Source organism: Paenibacillus rubinfantis, assembly GCF_001486505.1.
GTDB lineage: Bacteria > Bacillota > Bacilli > Paenibacillales > Paenibacillaceae > Fontibacillus > Fontibacillus rubinfantis.
Map to the genome: position 1 here is coordinate 330,812 of NZ_LN909064.1, position 16,007 is coordinate 346,818.

General features: G+C 52.4%; 10 protein-coding genes. 8 read left to right on the forward strand and 2 right to left on the reverse strand.

All coding sequences use genetic code 11. The features are described from left to right. Positions 1-322: 322 nt before the first annotated feature. Positions 323-1,474, forward strand: coding sequence for an HD-GYP domain-containing protein (locus BN3277_RS09795; RefSeq protein WP_082691403.1), 1,152 nt, complete (start codon positions 323-325; stop codon positions 1,472-1,474). Between the two features lie 95 nt (positions 1,475-1,569). On the opposite strand, the gene BN3277_RS25515 is transcribed toward BN3277_RS09795, so the two are convergent. Beyond that, positions 1,570-1,728 carry a hypothetical protein gene (locus BN3277_RS25515; RefSeq protein ID WP_157688707.1) on the reverse strand — a complete coding sequence of 53 codons (159 nt, stop codon included), beginning with the start codon at positions 1,726-1,728 and terminating at the stop codon, positions 1,570-1,572. 238 nt (positions 1,729-1,966) lie between these two features. On the opposite strand from BN3277_RS25515, the gene BN3277_RS09800 reads away from it, so the two are divergent. Together BN3277_RS09800 and BN3277_RS09805 are read left to right on the forward strand one after the other, a co-directional pair. Continuing rightward, positions 1,967-2,773, forward strand: a complete 807-nt coding sequence (locus BN3277_RS09800) for a formate/nitrite transporter family protein (RefSeq protein WP_059042144.1) — start codon at positions 1,967-1,969, stop codon at positions 2,771-2,773. 185 nt (positions 2,774-2,958) lie between these two features. Beyond that, entirely contained in the window at positions 2,959-6,003 is a 3,045-nt protein-coding gene (locus BN3277_RS09805; protein WP_059042146.1) for an EAL domain-containing protein, read from the forward strand. A 56-nt stretch (positions 6,004-6,059) separates the two neighbouring features. Here BN3277_RS09805 and BN3277_RS09810 read toward each other — a convergent pair whose 3' ends face one another. Beyond that, the gene (locus BN3277_RS09810; protein ID WP_059042148.1) at positions 6,060-7,259 is read right to left on the reverse strand and encodes an ROK family transcriptional regulator; all 1,200 of its coding nucleotides are present in this window, start codon (positions 7,257-7,259) and stop codon (positions 6,060-6,062) included. 239 nt (positions 7,260-7,498) lie between these two features. On the opposite strand from BN3277_RS09810, the gene xylA reads away from it, so the two are divergent. The 5 genes from xylA (at position 7,499) to BN3277_RS09835 (ending at position 15,952) form a co-directional block, all read left to right on the forward strand. Beyond that, complete coding sequence (xylA, locus tag BN3277_RS09815; protein ID WP_059042149.1) at positions 7,499-8,815, forward strand: xylose isomerase; 1,317 nt, start codon at positions 7,499-7,501, stop codon at positions 8,813-8,815. A gap of 91 nt (positions 8,816-8,906) precedes the next feature. Continuing rightward, positions 8,907-10,403 carry a xylulokinase gene (xylB, locus tag BN3277_RS09820; RefSeq protein WP_059042151.1) on the forward strand — a complete coding sequence of 499 codons (1,497 nt, stop codon included), beginning with the start codon at positions 8,907-8,909 and terminating at the stop codon, positions 10,401-10,403. A 514-nt stretch (positions 10,404-10,917) separates the two neighbouring features. Beyond that, complete coding sequence (locus BN3277_RS09825) at positions 10,918-12,741, forward strand: sensor histidine kinase (protein ID WP_059042153.1); 1,824 nt, start codon at positions 10,918-10,920, stop codon at positions 12,739-12,741. Continuing rightward, a complete protein-coding gene (locus tag BN3277_RS09830; RefSeq protein ID WP_059042155.1) occupies positions 12,734-14,266 on the forward strand; it encodes a response regulator transcription factor in 1,533 nt (510 codons plus the stop codon). Before BN3277_RS09825 ends, BN3277_RS09830 begins: the two co-directional genes overlap by 8 nt. A 198-nt stretch (positions 14,267-14,464) precedes the next feature. Further along, entirely contained in the window at positions 14,465-15,952 is a 1,488-nt protein-coding gene (locus BN3277_RS09835; protein WP_059042157.1) for an ABC transporter substrate-binding protein, read from the forward strand. Positions 15,953-16,007 lie beyond the last annotated feature (55 nt).

A 16,007-nucleotide genomic window follows, 5' to 3' on the forward strand; every position in this document is an offset into this window, starting at 1 on the left:
ACCTTCTTCAAATTTTAACTATTATTATTTAGAATATCGTTGAATCCTAAGATAGAATAGTGACTTTTTGTATAGTAATGTCGAAAAAAGCCTTTACAAAGTATACTTTGGGGTAATGTCTCAATTGCTGTCGTCATGATAAATTTTATTTTGTCTAACAGGAAATTTCTGTGGTCTGGACTACATTTCTTGAATTATTATAGGAAGAAAGGAAGATACGCCCTGAAGTAAGGATAGGCCGAAAGGCACAATATAGAGACCATGACATAAGGCGAAAGGTTCGTCATAACTAGCTGATCTGCAAAGAGAATGAGGTGAAGTCATGAGACAGGTTCATGTCAGAATGCTCGAACCAGGGGACGTTTTGGCCGAGCCTATACTAAATCAACACGGGATGACGATGCTTGGGGCGGGAACCGCATTAACCGAGAATCACATCGTCCGTCTGAAGAAGCTGGGGATTCAAACAGCCATGATCGGCTTGAAGGAGCCGGCGGGCTCCTTCCGAGATGACGGCGAGCAGGGGACAAGCCCGCTCATGAAGTTTCAGGATCTGAAAGAGAAACGCGAGGCGCGCAAGCACATTCGGCAAATGCTCGTGCGTCTGGCCGACTCCGACCTGGGCTTTGGGCGTCCGTCTACCCCTCAACTAGACGAACAGTTTCGCCGGATGTTCCGCAATATTCTGTACGAAATCACCAGCCATGAACAAGTGTTGGATGGTCTGATCCGCCTGCAGCAAAGCGACCCTTACCTGCTCGAGCATTCCTTCCACGTCACGGCGTATTCGGCGATTCTGGGCATCGCCGGCCAATACTCCGGCGCGGAAATGATCGACCTCTGCGTTGGCGCGCTGTTGTTCGACATCGGGATGACCGAACTGCCGGACCACACGATAAGGCGGAACGGCAGCTTGACGGGAGCTGATCGCGAGGCGCTGCGGCGGCACCCGGAGGCTGGCTTCCAAATCCTTTGCGATATGGAGGGCGTATCGAGACGTTCGGCCCTCTGTGCACTGCAGCATCATGAGCGCTACAACGGAACGGGATATCCTTCTCGGCTGAAGCATCACGAGATCGATGAATATGCGCAGATCGTCGCCATAGCCGATACCTACCATGCGTTGATCTCGCGGCGAAATTACCGTCTGGCCTACACACCGGGCGAAGCGATCGAATATTTGCTGGCCGCCGGGGATCGTTATTTCAGCCTCGAACTGATTCAGACGTATCTGCGTAATATCAGTATTTACCCATTGTCCTCTTTAGTGAAGCTAAGCAATGGCCAACTGGGTATCGTATCTTCCCTGGATTCCAGCCTGGTGCACCGTCCGGTGGTCAAAATCATTCGCGAAGCGGACGGCTCCAACGTCAGATCTCCTTACGAAGTAGACCTCATGCGCAAAACGGATCTGGTCATTACCGAAATCATGGAATCCCATGGGGAAGAGCTCCAGCTGTCCGCACGGCTCTGATCCCAATCCAAATGGAAACCTAAATCAGTAGACGCAAAAAAGCGCGAGCTTGGGAAGCATTCCCTAAGCTCGCGCTCATTTTATGTGGATCCTATCTATCGGCTGACGTCGGTTAGTTCAGACTGCATGGTTTCCAGCTTGCGGATGATCTCCTTTTGCCACTGCTGGTCGCCCAAATGGGCGGCAAGATTGAGCAGATCCAAATAGTCATCGATGTTCAGCCTTGTTTTTCTGCGGGCGGATAGCAATCTCATGGCGTTCGTCTCCTCTTGGCCGTTTTCGGTGGATAAACCCGGGTGATCCCGAAAAGATAATAATGATAATCATTATCAAGTAATCCTTTTTTTATTATGCACAATTCCGCGGCCCTTGTAAATAGTGGCGAGACCGTTTAATCTAAAATTTGAATAAATCATCTAATGACGGGATGGCAAGGGCTCACTGCGGTTAAGCTAAGCGAAAAACAAAACAGACAGAACAATGGGAGGCGTTATGGAGACAGAATCGCTGCTAAAAGTCGAGGAACTGGCACTCAAGAAATACAAAATTTTCAAACAAAGTCATCTCCGTTATATCGCGCGGGCGATGTTGGCGAGCATGTTTATCGGCTTTGGGGTGATTGTTGCCTTCAAAAGCGGGAACTACTTCTACTTGGAGCATTCGCCGCTAACCTATCCGATGGCAGCTCTGACTTTCGGCGCTGCGATTATCCTGATTGCCTACGGCGGCGGCGATCTTTTTACCGGCAATACGTTTTACTATACATACGCAGCTTTAAGGAAACGGCTGAAATGGCAGGATGTCACCAAGCTCTGGGTTTTCAGCTACATCGGCAATATCCTGGGGGCTGCAGCCTTCGCTTTGTTAATCTACTTGACCGGTTTATTTGCCGATGCCTCGGTAAATAGTTTCCTGCTTAACGTAGTTGAACATAAAATGGCTACCCCGGTCACGGAGTTGTTCTTCCGGGCGATTCTTTGTAACTGGCTGGTATGTCTGGCTTTCTTCATCCCGATGGCGTTGCAGGGGGACGGGGCCAAAATGTTTGCGATGATGCTGTTCGTCTTCTGCTTCTTTATTTCCGGCTATGAGCACAGCATCGCCAATATGTGTACCTTTGCTATCGCTTTGGTGCTGGACCACCCGGGTACGATCTCGTTTGGCGGTGTCGTCCACAATTTAATCCCGGTGACGCTCGGCAATTTGGTTGGCGGGGTGCTGTTGATGGGCTTTATGTACTATTTCGCGAATAAGCCGTATTTGGATGCGCAGGATTCTTCCGAATCGTCTTCAAAATAAACACAAGTTGATGGTAGGTACCTCCGTATTGGGGGTACCTATTTTTTACTGGTTTTTCTTTCGCTACCGGGTAATTTAGCCTATGGGTTCCTGCATAACTGTGTTAAGATGAAACAAAATATGCTAATTTTCGCGATTCGATGGGGTAACCCCACTCCTATCCTACCGTAAAGGGTGTATCGCATATGAAGCGGATCCGAATGTTGTTGATCGCAGGCATGCTCGTGTTTTTGATCATGGCGGGGTTAGACTTGGCAACGGTCGAAGCGGAACGAAGGGTGGTTCGATACCAGACGGAGCTGGACTATCCCCCTTACAAATTCAGCCAGAACGGATTTGAAATGGGCTTTGATCTGGAACTAACCCATCTGATCTTTAAAGAGCAAGACTATACGCTGGAATATTCCGCTTCGAGCTGGGAGGAAGTTTATCAGGCACTGGCCGAGGGATCGGCGGATACGGCCGGACTGATGGCGGTTCAAGAGGAACGGAAGCAGGATGTCCTATTTTCCAAACCGGTGATGCGGACCTACGTTGGAGTCTATGCCAGAGAGGATTTCCGAGGCAGTCTGGGGAAGGATGAGCTGAATCAATACACTGTTGGCGTGGGCAAAGGGCAATATTCCGAGGAGATCCTCCAATCGGAAGCCGGCATAGCTACTTACCGTACATACCCTACTGTTGAAGAAGCCCTACTTGCTTTGGAGCGGGGAGAAATCGATCTGCTGTTTGAGAATGAGAACGTCGTCGATTATTTGATTGTAAAGCGAGAAATGACCGGCGAGGTTCACAAGGTGCTGGAGGATCTGTATCCCCGCGATGTCGCTTATGGAATCAGCAAAAAAACACCGGAACTGGTCCATTACATCAACGACCGTATTGACGATCTGAAACGCTCGGGAGTTTATGAAGAGCTCTACTTGAAATATTTCTTTACGCATTCGGATTCGTTCTCGAATGCGATGCGAAACCGCCTTATCCTGATGGTTGGCTTACTGGTCGGCGGGGTGGGGACGAGTTATTGGCTAATTCGGGCGTATATCGTCCGTTTGCGCCGCACGATTCATGGGGAACGGGGATTTTCCAAGGAAGTGCTGGATCATACCCATTTATTTATCTGGGCGGTGCAAAGCGACCGGACAACGGTCCGCTTCAACCGGTACGCCGAATCGATTACGGGCATCCGGGAGGGGGACGCGGTTGGGCGGCCCTATACGGAGCATCCGTTGCTGCAGCATGCTTGCCGGGAGCTGATTCCGCTGTTGGATCAAGCGCTGTCCCATCGCTTCGTCGATAACCGCGAGCTCAACCTGTTCTGCGCGTATCAGGGGAAAGCGAAGGCGTTCTTGTTCCGCACGGCGGTCCTTCCCGGGATGGGAGGCGATCCGGACGTCTTCCTCATGACCGGGGTGGACATTGAGGAGCGGAAGCAATTCGAGAATAAGCTGCATCAAAGCTATCAGGAGCTGGAATTCGCGAATTTAGAATTAACCGCCACGCAGGAAGAATTGAGAGAGAACTACGATCAATTGCTGGAGAATCAAGAGAGGCTGAGACGGAGCGAGGAACGGTATCGGCTCGTGGCGGAAGCGTCGAACGGCGGCATTTGGGAGATGGACTTGGAGCGGAATCGCCGCTTTTATTCTCCACGGTGGTTTGAGTTGCTGGGTTACCGTCAAGAAGATCCGATCACAAGCGAGATGCTCCAGCAGGTGATTCATCCTGATGATTCCCCAAGGATCCAGGGGGAAATGGCCTCCTTACGGGCAGGGGACAAAGAAGTGTTCGAATGCGAATACCGCCTTCGCTGCAAAGACGGGGAGTACCGTTGGTTCCTGGGCCGGGGGAAAGCGCTGTTTGATGAGCAAGGGCGCGCTTACCGGATGGTAGGTTCGAATATCGAGGTGCACCGGCTCAAAATGTACCAGCAGCGCATGCGGCATCTCGCTTATTATGACACGCTTAGCGACCTGCCCAATCGATTGTATTTGCTCGAAGAGATGGATGCGTTGGTTTCCCGGGAAGACGCCAAGGCGGCCTTGTTTTTCGTGGATACCGATAATTTTAAATATATAAACGACACACTGGGTCATAAATTTGGCGACCGTTTGCTGATGCAAGCGAGCTCCCGCTTAACCTCCCTGATTGGGGATGCGGGCATGTTGTTCCGACTAGGCGGAGATGAGTTTGTGATTCTATTGAAGGATGCGGAGAGGGAGCAGGCGACGGCTCTGGCGGACGAGCTGCTGCAAGGCTTTAAGGAACCGTTCCGGATCGACGACAGCGATCTGTTTGTGTCGGTCAGTATCGGCATTTCGTTCTATCCGCAGGACGGCCGCAACACCGAAGAAATTCTCAAGAACGCGGACGTCGCGATGTACGCAGCCAAAGAAGCGGGGAAAGGCAAGTATGTCGTTTTTGACCCCGGATTTTTGCAAGCGTTTAATGATCGGGTCCATTTGGAAAAGAATCTGCGTCAAGCGTTGGCCCGCGGCGAATTCACCCTCCACTACCAGCCCCAAATCGGAGTGCGTGACGGCCACATTTGCGGCTTTGAGGCACTGATTCGCTGGAACAGTCCGGAGCTCGGCTTCGTATCGCCCTTATCGTTCATTAAAATTGCCGAGGACAGCCGGCTGATCGTCCCAATCGGGGAATGGGTGCTGAAGGAGTCTTGTGCTTTCGCCAAACGCCTGGAGGACGAAGGGTTCGGGACTTTTAAAATGGGTGTCAACATCTCCGTTGTGCAGCTGCTGGAGGACGACTTCGTGGAGAGTGTGCTGCGAGTGTTGGAGACTACAGGACTGGCGCCTGAGTGTCTAGAGCTGGAAATAACCGAATCGATGATTATGGAAACAGTGGATTCGCTTGTCCCTAAGCTGAACGAGCTGAAAGCCTACGGCATTCAAATCGCTTTGGATGATTTCGGCACCGGTTATTCTTCCCTGGGATCGTTGAAACAAATGCCGATTACCACACTGAAGGTGGACCGAACATTTATCGAGCATTTGCCGGAACAGGACGATAACCGCTCCCTCGCGAAGGCGATCGTGCTGATCGGTCGTAAAATGGGACTGCAGGTCGTTGCCGAAGGCGTGGAGACGGAGCAGCAGATGCAGCATGTCCGGCGTGCCAAGTGTGATATTATTCAAGGATACTATATCAGCAAGCCGCTTCCGGAGGCCGGCATTCGCGAGCTGCTGCGAAGCTATCAGCCTCCGCCGAAATAAAATAACCCGCAGGATCGTGAAGGGATTTCACGGTCCTGCGGGTTATTTGTTTTAACTTAAAGTCCTGCCGGCGTGTGGCCCTCCTGGGCGGGGACGGGGTCCGGTTCGCTGAGGAACGCGGTGATCGGCATGGATGCCGCGCCGAGCGCTGTGGAACGGGTCCCCAGATTGGCGAAGGCTACCCCGGATTTCTTCCGATGGTAGGACAAGCTGCGGTTCTCCAGGGTTTGGAGCATGGCATCCTGCAGCAGGTCACCGGCGAGAGACAGGCGGTTGCCGATGACGATCAGCTCCGGATTTAGGATATTGACCAAGTTAGCCAAGCCCACGCCAAGCTGAGCGCCGATTTCATTCAAGAGCTGAACGGCTCGGGGCTCGCCATCGCGAGCCAGCCGGATAATCTCCTCCAGGTCGGGATGCGTATCGTTCCAGAGCTTGGCGGCCCGGTCGAGCAGCGCCTTCTCCGAGGCTAGCGTCTCCCAGCAGCCGCGGTTACCGCAGCGGCAGAGCGGACCGTTCTCGGCGACGGTCATATGTCCGACCTCGCCGGAGAAGTTCGACGTGCCGCGGTACAACACGCCGCCAACGATGATACCGGAGCCGATGCCGATCCCGATACTCAGGTAGATCAGATTTTGCGCCTCGCGGCCGGCACCGTAAAGCTTCTCGCCAATCGCGCCGGCATTGGCTTCGTTATCGATATGAAGATTGGCCCCGAATTCGGCGGCCAGCGATTCGTACAGGTCAACCTGGTTCCAATCCAGGTTGGGGGCCGAGATCACGCGGCTTTTGTCATCGACAAGCCCCGGTACCCCAATCCCGATCCCAACGATGCCGTAGGGGGATTCAGGAAGCTTTTTGCTAAACTGGCGGATCGTTTTGCGGATTTGGTCCAGAACGTGATCCGGGGTGAAGTCGGCCAGCGGTACCGTTTTTTCCAGAATGACATGCCCTTCCAGGTCAACGAGCACGGCCAGGAGATCATTTACACGGATATCGATGCCGACGGCATAACCGGCGCTGCGGTTAAAGAGCAGCAGGGTAGGCTTCCGCCCGCCGCTGGATTCGCCGGGGCCGATCTCGGTCACAATCTGGCTGTCGATCAACTCGGAGACGAGGGACGATACGGTCGCCTTGTTCAAGCCGATCGCGGCGGCTATATCCGCACGAGACAACGGTTGACGATGGCGGATCGTATCCAGGACGATGGTTTTATTCATTTTTTTGATCAGCTGCTGATCGCCTGTGATTTTCATGCTCTACTCCCTCGTTATACCCATGCCTTGGGGCATGGCGAATTTATGTCTATACGCATCATAACATAAATGACACGAAAGAAATCAATAACTTTGTTAGTTTACTAGACAAACTAAGTGGAACGTGGTACGATCTAAATATAGAAGGCATGCTTCCATTATTCGGTGGGCATGCTACTTATAATCGCTAGGATGTAAAGGCTTACTTAAATTTAATCTCTGTCTGGGAGGAATTCGTGGTGAGTTATTTCAAGAACATTGGCAAAATTCAGTATGAAGGCGCAGGTTCCAACAATCCGCTGGCATTTAAACATTATAATGAGAACGAGGTTGTTCTCGGCAAATCGATGAAAGAACATCTGCGTTTTGCGGTTGCTTACTGGCACACCCTGACGATGAACGGCAGCGACCCGTTTGGTCAAGGCAACATGATTCGTCCTTGGGAAACGGTAAGCGGCTTGGATCTGGCTAAAGCCCGCGTTGAAGTTAACTTCGAATTTTTGGAGAAAATCGGCGCTCCTTATTTCTGCTTCCATGATGTCGACGTTTCTCCAGAAGGCGCTACGCTGAAGGAGTCCAACGAAAACCTGGACGTCATCGTTGCTAAGATCAAAGAAGGTATGAAACAAACCGGCGTGAAGCTGCTTTGGAACACGGCAAACATGTTCTCCAACCCGCGTTATGTACATGGCGCAGCGACAACTTCCAACGCTGACGTATTCGCTTATGCTGCAGCTCAAGTGAAAAAAGGTCTGGAAACCGCTGTTGAACTGGGCGCTGAAAACTATGTGTTCTGGGGCGGCCGCGAAGGCTACGAATCCCTGCTGAACACCGATATGGCTCTGGAACTCGACAACCTGGCGAGATTCTTCCAAATGGCAATCGACTATGCGAAGGAAATCGGCTTCAAAGGCCAATTCCTGATCGAGCCAAAACCAAAAGAGCCTACAAAACACCAATACGATTTCGACGCAGCAACGACGATTGCGTTCCTGCAAAGATACGGTTTGCAAGACCACTTCAAGCTGAACCTGGAAGCCAACCATGCAACGCTGGCCGGCCATACGTTCGAGCATGAGCTGCGCGTAGCTAGCATCAACAACATGCTGGGTTCGATCGATGCCAACCAAGGCGACATGCTGCTTGGCTGGGATACGGACGAATTCCCAACCGACTTGTATGCTGTATCGTTGGCCATGTACGAAATCCTGAGAAATGGCGGATTGGGCTCCGGCGGCGTCAACTTCGACGCGAAGGTAAGACGGACTTCCTTCGAACCGGAAGACCTGTTCTATGCTCACATCGCAGGTATGGACACCTTTGCCAAAGGCTTGAAAGTAGCCGGCAAAATGATCGAAGACAAATTTATCGAGAACCTGCTTGATGAACGTTACGCAAGCTTCAAATCCGGAATCGGCGCGGATATCGTTTCCGGTAAAGCTAACTTCAAAACGCTGGAAGCTTACGCTTTGGAGCACAGCCACATCGTCAACAAGTCGAACCACCTCGAGCTGGTTAAAGCCCGCCTGAACGAGTACATTTTCGGCACGAAATAAGCGTAAAGACAGGTTTTGAACAACTTTTCCAAAAGGGGACGCGAGCCGTCCCTTTTTTGGTATAAGGGATATGCGAAGGGAGAGTATCGCGATGAAGTATGTGATTGGCATTGACCTGGGGACCAGCTCGGTCAAGACGCTGCTCGTGAACCAGAACGGGGAGATCGCCGGGGAGGCGTCGGCCGCTTATCCGCTGATCCAAGAACGCCCCGGGTATAGTGAGCAAGATCCCGAGGAATGGGTCAAAGGGACATTAGCTTGCTTGAAGCAATTATTGAAGGATACCGGCGTAGCAGCGGAAGACGTAGAAGGCGTGTCCTTCTCCGGCCAAATGCACGGCTTGGTCCTGCTGGATGAGCAGAACAACGTGCTGCGCAACGCCATTCTGTGGAACGATACCCGGACGACCAAGCAATGCCGGGACATCGAGGCGAAGCTGGGCGACAAGCTGCTCGACATTACGCGTAACGCGGCGCTGGAAGGTTTTACGCTGCCGAAGATCCTCTGGGTGCAGGAGCATGAGCCGGAGCTGTTCGCCAAAGCGGCGCGGTTTGTGCTGCCGAAGGATTATTTGCGCTACCGCATGACCGGTCAAGTGCAAATGGAAATCTCCGACGCGGCGGGCACGCTGCTGTTGAACGTGCCGGAAGGCCGTTGGAGCGAGGAGATCGCCGCCGCATTCGGGCTCTCGGCCGGTTTCTGCCCTCCGCTGGTGGGCAGCACCGAGAACACCGGCACGCTGCTGCCGGAGTTTGCCGCCGCGTCCGGCCTGTCGGCCGGCACGAAGGTGTTCGGCGGCGGCGCCGATAATGCCTGCGGCGCGGTGGGCGCAGGCATCGTCCGCAAGGGCGACGCGCTGTGCAGCGTCGGCACGTCCGGCGTGGTACTGACGTACGAAGAAGACAAGAACAAGGATTTTGCCGGCAAGGTGCATTTCTTTAACCATGCGCATCCGGGGGCTTTTTACGCGATGGGAGTGACGCTGGCCGCCGGGTATTCCTTGAGCTGGTTTAAGGAATCGCTGGCACCGGAGCTTAGCTTTGACGAGCTGCTGAAGCCGGTGGGCGACATCGCTCCGGGTTCGGAAGGGCTGTTGTTCACCCCGTACCTAGTTGGGGAACGCACGCCGCACGCGGACAGCGTGATTCGCGGCAGCTTTATCGGCTTGTCCGGCACGCATCGCCGGGAGCATCTGGCCCGCGCGGTAATGGAAGGGATCACCTTCTCGCTGCAGGAGTCGTTTGACCTGTTCGGCGCCGCCGGCATCGAGGTCGAACGCGTTATCTCCATCGGCGGCGGGGCGAAAAATCCAGTCTGGCTGCAAATGCAAGCCGATATCTTCGGCAAGCCGGTGGTGGCGCTGAAGAACGAGCAGGGCCCGGCGATGGGCGCCGCGATGATGGCTGCTGTGGGCAGCGGTTGGTTCGGCAGTCTGAAGGAATGCGCCGATGCCTTTATCGGCTACGCCAAAACGTATGAGCCGATCCGGGCCAACGTGGAGAAGTACGCTCGCCTCTTCAAGCTGTACCAGCAGGTTTATGCGGCAACACGTTCGCTGAACGAAGGTTTGCAGGAGTTCCGCGAGTAGAGAGCCGGGTTCGGATGAATTCGATTCGATTCGGATGATTCGGATTGGCTCGATATGATCCGGACGGATTCGGAGTGGCCGGATGGATGGGGTTGAGCCCGGTTGATCCCCCGACGGATCCGCACCGTTCGAGACCGATCCGGACCGATCCGGGCCGATCCGCCACTAGAAGCGCCTGTTCCTTCATTAGGAACGGGCTCTTTTCATTCGGAAATGTTGTAAATGATGCAACATTGAAGGGTCAAAGGCTTGCGCGATAGCCAAATGTTGCATTTTGTACAACATTTTTGAGTAAACTCGGCTGATACAGCCGAAAATGTTGCAGGAAATACAACATTTCAGCCCATTCGCCGCTTTATGGCCTTAAAATGTTGTACCTTTTACAACAATCGCGGGACGTTCAGCCCGGAGCCTACCGCCACGGTTGCCAACGTGGGCAACCCAAGAAGAGCCCCATCCCATCTAGCCCGAAAGGCATGGTATAATTGTCCTTGCACGAGGAGGGAAGACAGACATGTTCATCCGGAACATTTACCGCAACTACTTCAAGAACAATTTGTTCATGAAGATCATCTTGTTTTTCTCCGTCATCACCATTGTGACGATCATTACGTTTTCGTATGTGATGTTCATGTTTATGTCCGAGTCCGCGGTGCAGAGGCAACTGGATATCCAGAAGAGGGCGATCGAAAGCGTCAGCGATTATATCGGCAGCAAATATGAATCCGTGCAAGCTATGATTCGGGACATCTATCGCGACGAGGAGCTGGCGTCGAATACTTCTTTTTTTCTGGAACATCCGTATCAGGATTACGTGAACTATCGCCTGGACCGTTTTTATATGGAAAATAATTCATCGACGGATACCGTGCTCTACTTCCGCAACGTGGTGGACGACGATCCGGACATCCGCAGCTTGATGTTGTACAGTGCGGATCTGCAGCAGCTGTATTCCTTTGGCAGCGATAATCAATTTAAGATTATTCCGACCAATCAGGCTCGGTCCTTCGTGCCCGACGTGATGTCCCAGCAGGAAAGGACGAACGTGGAAATAGCTAACATTTGGGTGCGCAAAACAGTGGGTTTGCCGGACATTCCGATGTATTCGGTTCGCATTCCGATCAACAATAAGCTAACGCTGCGCAACATCGGGCAATTGGATGTTTATTTTGAAACAGACCAGGTGTGGGGCAGCTTGGCGATGTATCAAGAGGAATTGAAGGGATCGATCCTGATCCTGTCCGCTGACGGCAGCGTGTTGTTTGATTCCTCGGGCACCTATTATGGACAAAAATATCCTTATACCGAACAGCTTAACTCGCTGTATGACACCGGGGTACTGGGCAACGGGCTGATTGCCACGAAGCTGACGCAAAGCCAGGGAGGGTACACGGTGCTCAGTACCGTCCCCAAAGAGGAGCTGGCCAAAACCTACCATGGGCTTCGCAACACGATTGTGACCATCAGTTCCATTTGCATTTTATTCGCCATTCTGATCCCGGCGCTGTTTATCAGCAATTTCGCCAAACGGACGCAGGGCATTATCCGGTTTACTCGGAGAGTGCGCAACGGCGATTTCACGGCGCGGATTGCCGATGTCCGGGAGGACGAGCTGGGGCAGATCTCCAAGAGCTTTAACGAGATGCTGGACGAGCTGAATGTGTATATCGACCGGGTGTTCAAAGCGGAGATCAAGCAGCATCAAACTGAGCTGGTTGCACTGCAGGCGCGGATCAACCCGCATTTTTTGTACAATACGCTGGAAGTGATTCGCATGCGGGCCATTTCCCAAGGCGCCAAGGACGTCGGGGAGATGATCTACAGCTTGTCCGTCCTGTTCAAGAGCATGGTGCAGCAAAAGAAAAACTACACGCTGAAGGACGAGCTGGAAGCCTGCCGCTTGTACCTGGAGCTGTTCCGCATCCGGTACAAGGATCGGTTTACCTATGAGATCCAAGCCGCTCCCGCGTTGTACGGCAAGTCGCTCGTCAGGCTGACTCTGCAGCCGATTGTGGAGAACTACATCGTGCACGGAATTCAAACGGACCAGTTTGACAACCGGATTACGATCGAAGTGCGGGAAGACGGGGATACCTTATTGGCCGTGGTGAAGGATAACGGGAAAGGCATTAAACCGGACCGGCTGGAGGAAATCCGCCGGGAGCTGGAGCGGAAGGAGGAAACCGGGCAAATGTTCGGTTTGCGAAGCGTGCATACGCGGCTGCGGTTCCTGTACGGTCCGGCTTACGGGATTGAGATCGACAGCGTACCGGGGGCTGGGACAACCATCACCGTACGTTACCCCAATCGGGAAGGAACGGAGGTTGAAGATGTATAAGGTGTTTATTGTCGATGACGAGCCGTTTATCATCGAAGGCTTATACGATATCGTCGACTGGCCGCAGTTTGGTCTGGAAATCGTCGGTCATGCGGGGAACGGGCAGCAAGCGCTGGACGCGCTGAGTTCTACGCCGGTTGATGTATTGATCACGGACATCTCGATGCCGGTGATGGACGGGTTAACGTTGATTTCCGAGGCAAGGAAGCTTCATGAGGAGCTGAAGGTGATCATTTTGAGCGGATTCAATGAGTTCGATTATCTGAAAGAAGGTATGAAGCTCGGGATCGAAAACTATTTGTTGAAGCCGATTAATCTGGAGGAGCTGGAGTCGACGCTCCGCAATACCGTGCAGAAGCTGGACAGCGTACAGACGGACGGGCTGTATGATGCCTATGATGTCCAGATTTTGAAGGATAACACCCTGTATCGCTGGCTAAACGGGCAAATCGCTGCTGCCGAATTCGAGGAGCGGACAGAGCTGCTGGGCCTGAATTTGCAGGGACCCAACGTTGCCGCCGCCGCCCTGCGCACCAAAGGCAACTCCGCCGAAGTGTTTGAACGGGCTGAACGTTATTTGAAGGAGCGGAGGGGCGTGACGCTGTTTCGCGATGTGGACGGGGATATTGGGATCGTGGGCTCTCTCCTCCAAGGGGCTGAGGAAAAAAGGACGTTTCCGGAGCTAATGGAAAATCTAGCGTTGGAGCTGTCCGTCATGAACCGGTCGATCCAAATCGGCGTGGGCAGCGTGAGACGGCTGCCGGAGGGAGCTCCCCTCAGCTACAAGGAAGCTAAGCGCGCCCTAGAATATTATCTGATCTATCCCGATCGGCGGACGATCGAATACAAGCAGCTGGAACGCGAACGACTTGGCGACAGCACGCTGGAGGGCGGTTATCCGCTGGCTTGGGACGAGTATACTAAGTTGATTTTGGCCAAGGATCAGGAGGGGCTGAAGGAGCTCATGCGCCGTGATTTCGAGCAGATGAAGCAGCTGGCGGGCATTCGCCCCGAGGATCTGCAGAACGCGGCTTTAGAGCTGGTGGTCCGCTTTAAAATGGAGCTTCAGCATATCAAATATTCGGAAGAGACCGATTTGTTTAAAAAGGCGCTCCAGCGTGTCCAACGCTGCGAAACGTTCCAGGGGATGATCGAAAGCCTCGAGAACTTGGCGGAGGAAACGGTTGGCTCGCTGCTGCAGGACGCCAAGAATCCGGTCGTGCATCAAGTGTTGACTTACATCGATAAGCATTACGCCGACGAGCTGTCGCTGAAAACGCTGGGGGCGCAATATCATATCCATCCGGTGTATCTCGGACAGTTATTTCATAAAGAGACAGGCATGTCTTTTGCGGAGTATATAAATAAGTATCGCATTGATAAAGCAAAGCAACAGCTCAAAAACTCCAATCTCAAAGTGCAGGAAATCGCCCGAAACGTGGGATACTGGGAGATCGGATACTTCTACAAGCAGTTCCGAAAGTATGTGGGGATTTCCCCCACCGACTTTAAAGCGCTGCATTAGATAGGATGGGAATGGGTACCCTGGATCAAGGATGTTTTTACCTTCCAATAAGGGAGGTTTTCCTTGAATCCGGGGTATTGTCCTTTTCTTTAATTTGTACCTCAATTTTTTAAGTTTGTCTTCTTTTTGTAACGGCTTTCATCCGGTAAGGTTAAGTTAGTTAAACAAAACAAAAGAGCTTCAAAAGGGAGGATCACCATGAGTAAAAACAAAAGAAGTTTTTCTTTCGTCCTTGCTACGCTGATGGCGTTGGTGCTTGTTCTGAGCGCATGTGGCGGCAACAAGAACGCGGACAGCAACAGCGGGTCTGCAGCGGGCAACTCGGAAGAAGCGGTTAACCTGATTTGGTATACGATCGGGACGCCGCAAAAAGATGTGGATCGCGTTATGGAAGAAGTCAGCAAGTACACCAAAGAGAAAATCAACGCGACCATCACGATGAAAATGATCGACTGGGGCGATTACACGCAAAAAATGCAAGTGAACGTGGCTTCCGGTGAACCGATGGACATCGTCTTCACTTCCGCCGGCGGTTTCGACTACGTTCAAAACGCCAGAAAAGGCGCGTTCCTAGAGTTGGATGAACTGCTTGAGAAATATGGACAAGATCTGAAAAACACCATCGACCCTGCTTTCTTGGAAGGCTCCAAAGTCGATGGCCACAACTACGGCATCCCTGCCAACAAAGAATTGCCACAACAAGAAGTATGGCGCTTCAACAAAGCGTTGGCTGACAAATACAATGTGGACATCCCAAGCATTCGTACCTTGGAAAGCCTCGAGCCGATCTTGAAAACGGTCAAGGAAAACGAACCAGGCGTAACGCCTTTTGCAATGGACAAGAACTATGTTCCTTACGTGCCTTATGATTACATCATCCAGAACCTGCCGATGGCGGTAAAACTGGACACGACGGATTATAAAATCGTAAACATCTTGGAAACCCCAGAAATGCAAGAAGCTCTGGATCTGATGCACAAATACTACAAAGCGGGTTATGTTGCTCCTGAAGCAGCAACAACCGGTTCCACAAGCGACCTGATGACTTCCGGTCAATGGTTCTTGGACCGTGCGCAAACTCAACCGCTGGCGGATAACCTGTGGTCCGCAAGCTATGGCTACCCTGTAGTCTCCACGCCGGCAAGTGACGCGATCATCACGAACACTTCCGTACAAGGCTCGATCATGGCGATCTCCGCAAACTCCGAACATCCGGAGAAAGCGATGGAATTCCTGAACCTGCTGAACACCGATCCGGTGCTGCGTAACATGGTTGACTCCGGTATCGAAGGCGTTCACTATAACAAGCTGGATGACACGCATTACGAAAACCTGGCAGAATCGAAAAACTACGACATGCCGTCTTACTCCTTGGGTAACAACATGCTTCTGTACTTGAACCCTAACGATGCAGACGACAAATGGGAACAATTCAAGAAATTTAACGCAGAAGGCGTAAACTCGCCGATCCTGAGCTTCAACTTCGACAGCACGAAAGTAGCTACCGAAATGGCAGCCGTACAAAACGTGAAGGAACAATTCTGGTCCTCGCTGATGACGGGTACGGTGGATCCGGCGGATTACTTGCCGAAAGCGATCGAAAAATTCAAAGAGGCTGGCCTTGACAAGGTCATTGCTGAAGCCCAAGCTCAGCTCGATGCCTGGAGAGCTGCAAACAATAAGTAATAATTAAAGAAAGAGTAGGGATCGGGCGGGTGATTGTTGCGCCCGATCCTTTTTC

What these genes read in the sequence shown, in the direction of transcription:
- BN3277_RS09795 (WP_082691403.1), top strand. Translation starts at nt 323, where the DNA reads ATGAGACAGGTTCATGTCAGAATGCTCGAACCAGGGGACGTTTTGGCC.
- BN3277_RS25515 (WP_157688707.1), bottom strand. Translation starts at nt 1,728, where the DNA reads ATGAGATTGCTATCCGCCCGCAGAAAAACAAGGCTGAACATCGATGAC.
- BN3277_RS09800 (WP_059042144.1), top strand. Translation starts at nt 1,967, where the DNA reads ATGGAGACAGAATCGCTGCTAAAAGTCGAGGAACTGGCACTCAAGAAA.
- BN3277_RS09805 (WP_059042146.1), top strand. Translation starts at nt 2,959, where the DNA reads ATGAAGCGGATCCGAATGTTGTTGATCGCAGGCATGCTCGTGTTTTTG.
- BN3277_RS09810 (WP_059042148.1), bottom strand. Translation starts at nt 7,259, where the DNA reads ATGAAAATCACAGGCGATCAGCAGCTGATCAAAAAAATGAATAAAACC.
- xylB (WP_059042151.1), top strand. Translation starts at nt 8,907, where the DNA reads ATGAAGTATGTGATTGGCATTGACCTGGGGACCAGCTCGGTCAAGACG.
- BN3277_RS09825 (WP_059042153.1), top strand. Translation starts at nt 10,918, where the DNA reads ATGTTCATCCGGAACATTTACCGCAACTACTTCAAGAACAATTTGTTC.
- BN3277_RS09830 (WP_059042155.1), top strand. Translation starts at nt 12,734, where the DNA reads ATGTATAAGGTGTTTATTGTCGATGACGAGCCGTTTATCATCGAAGGC.
- BN3277_RS09835 (WP_059042157.1), top strand. Translation starts at nt 14,465, where the DNA reads ATGAGTAAAAACAAAAGAAGTTTTTCTTTCGTCCTTGCTACGCTGATG.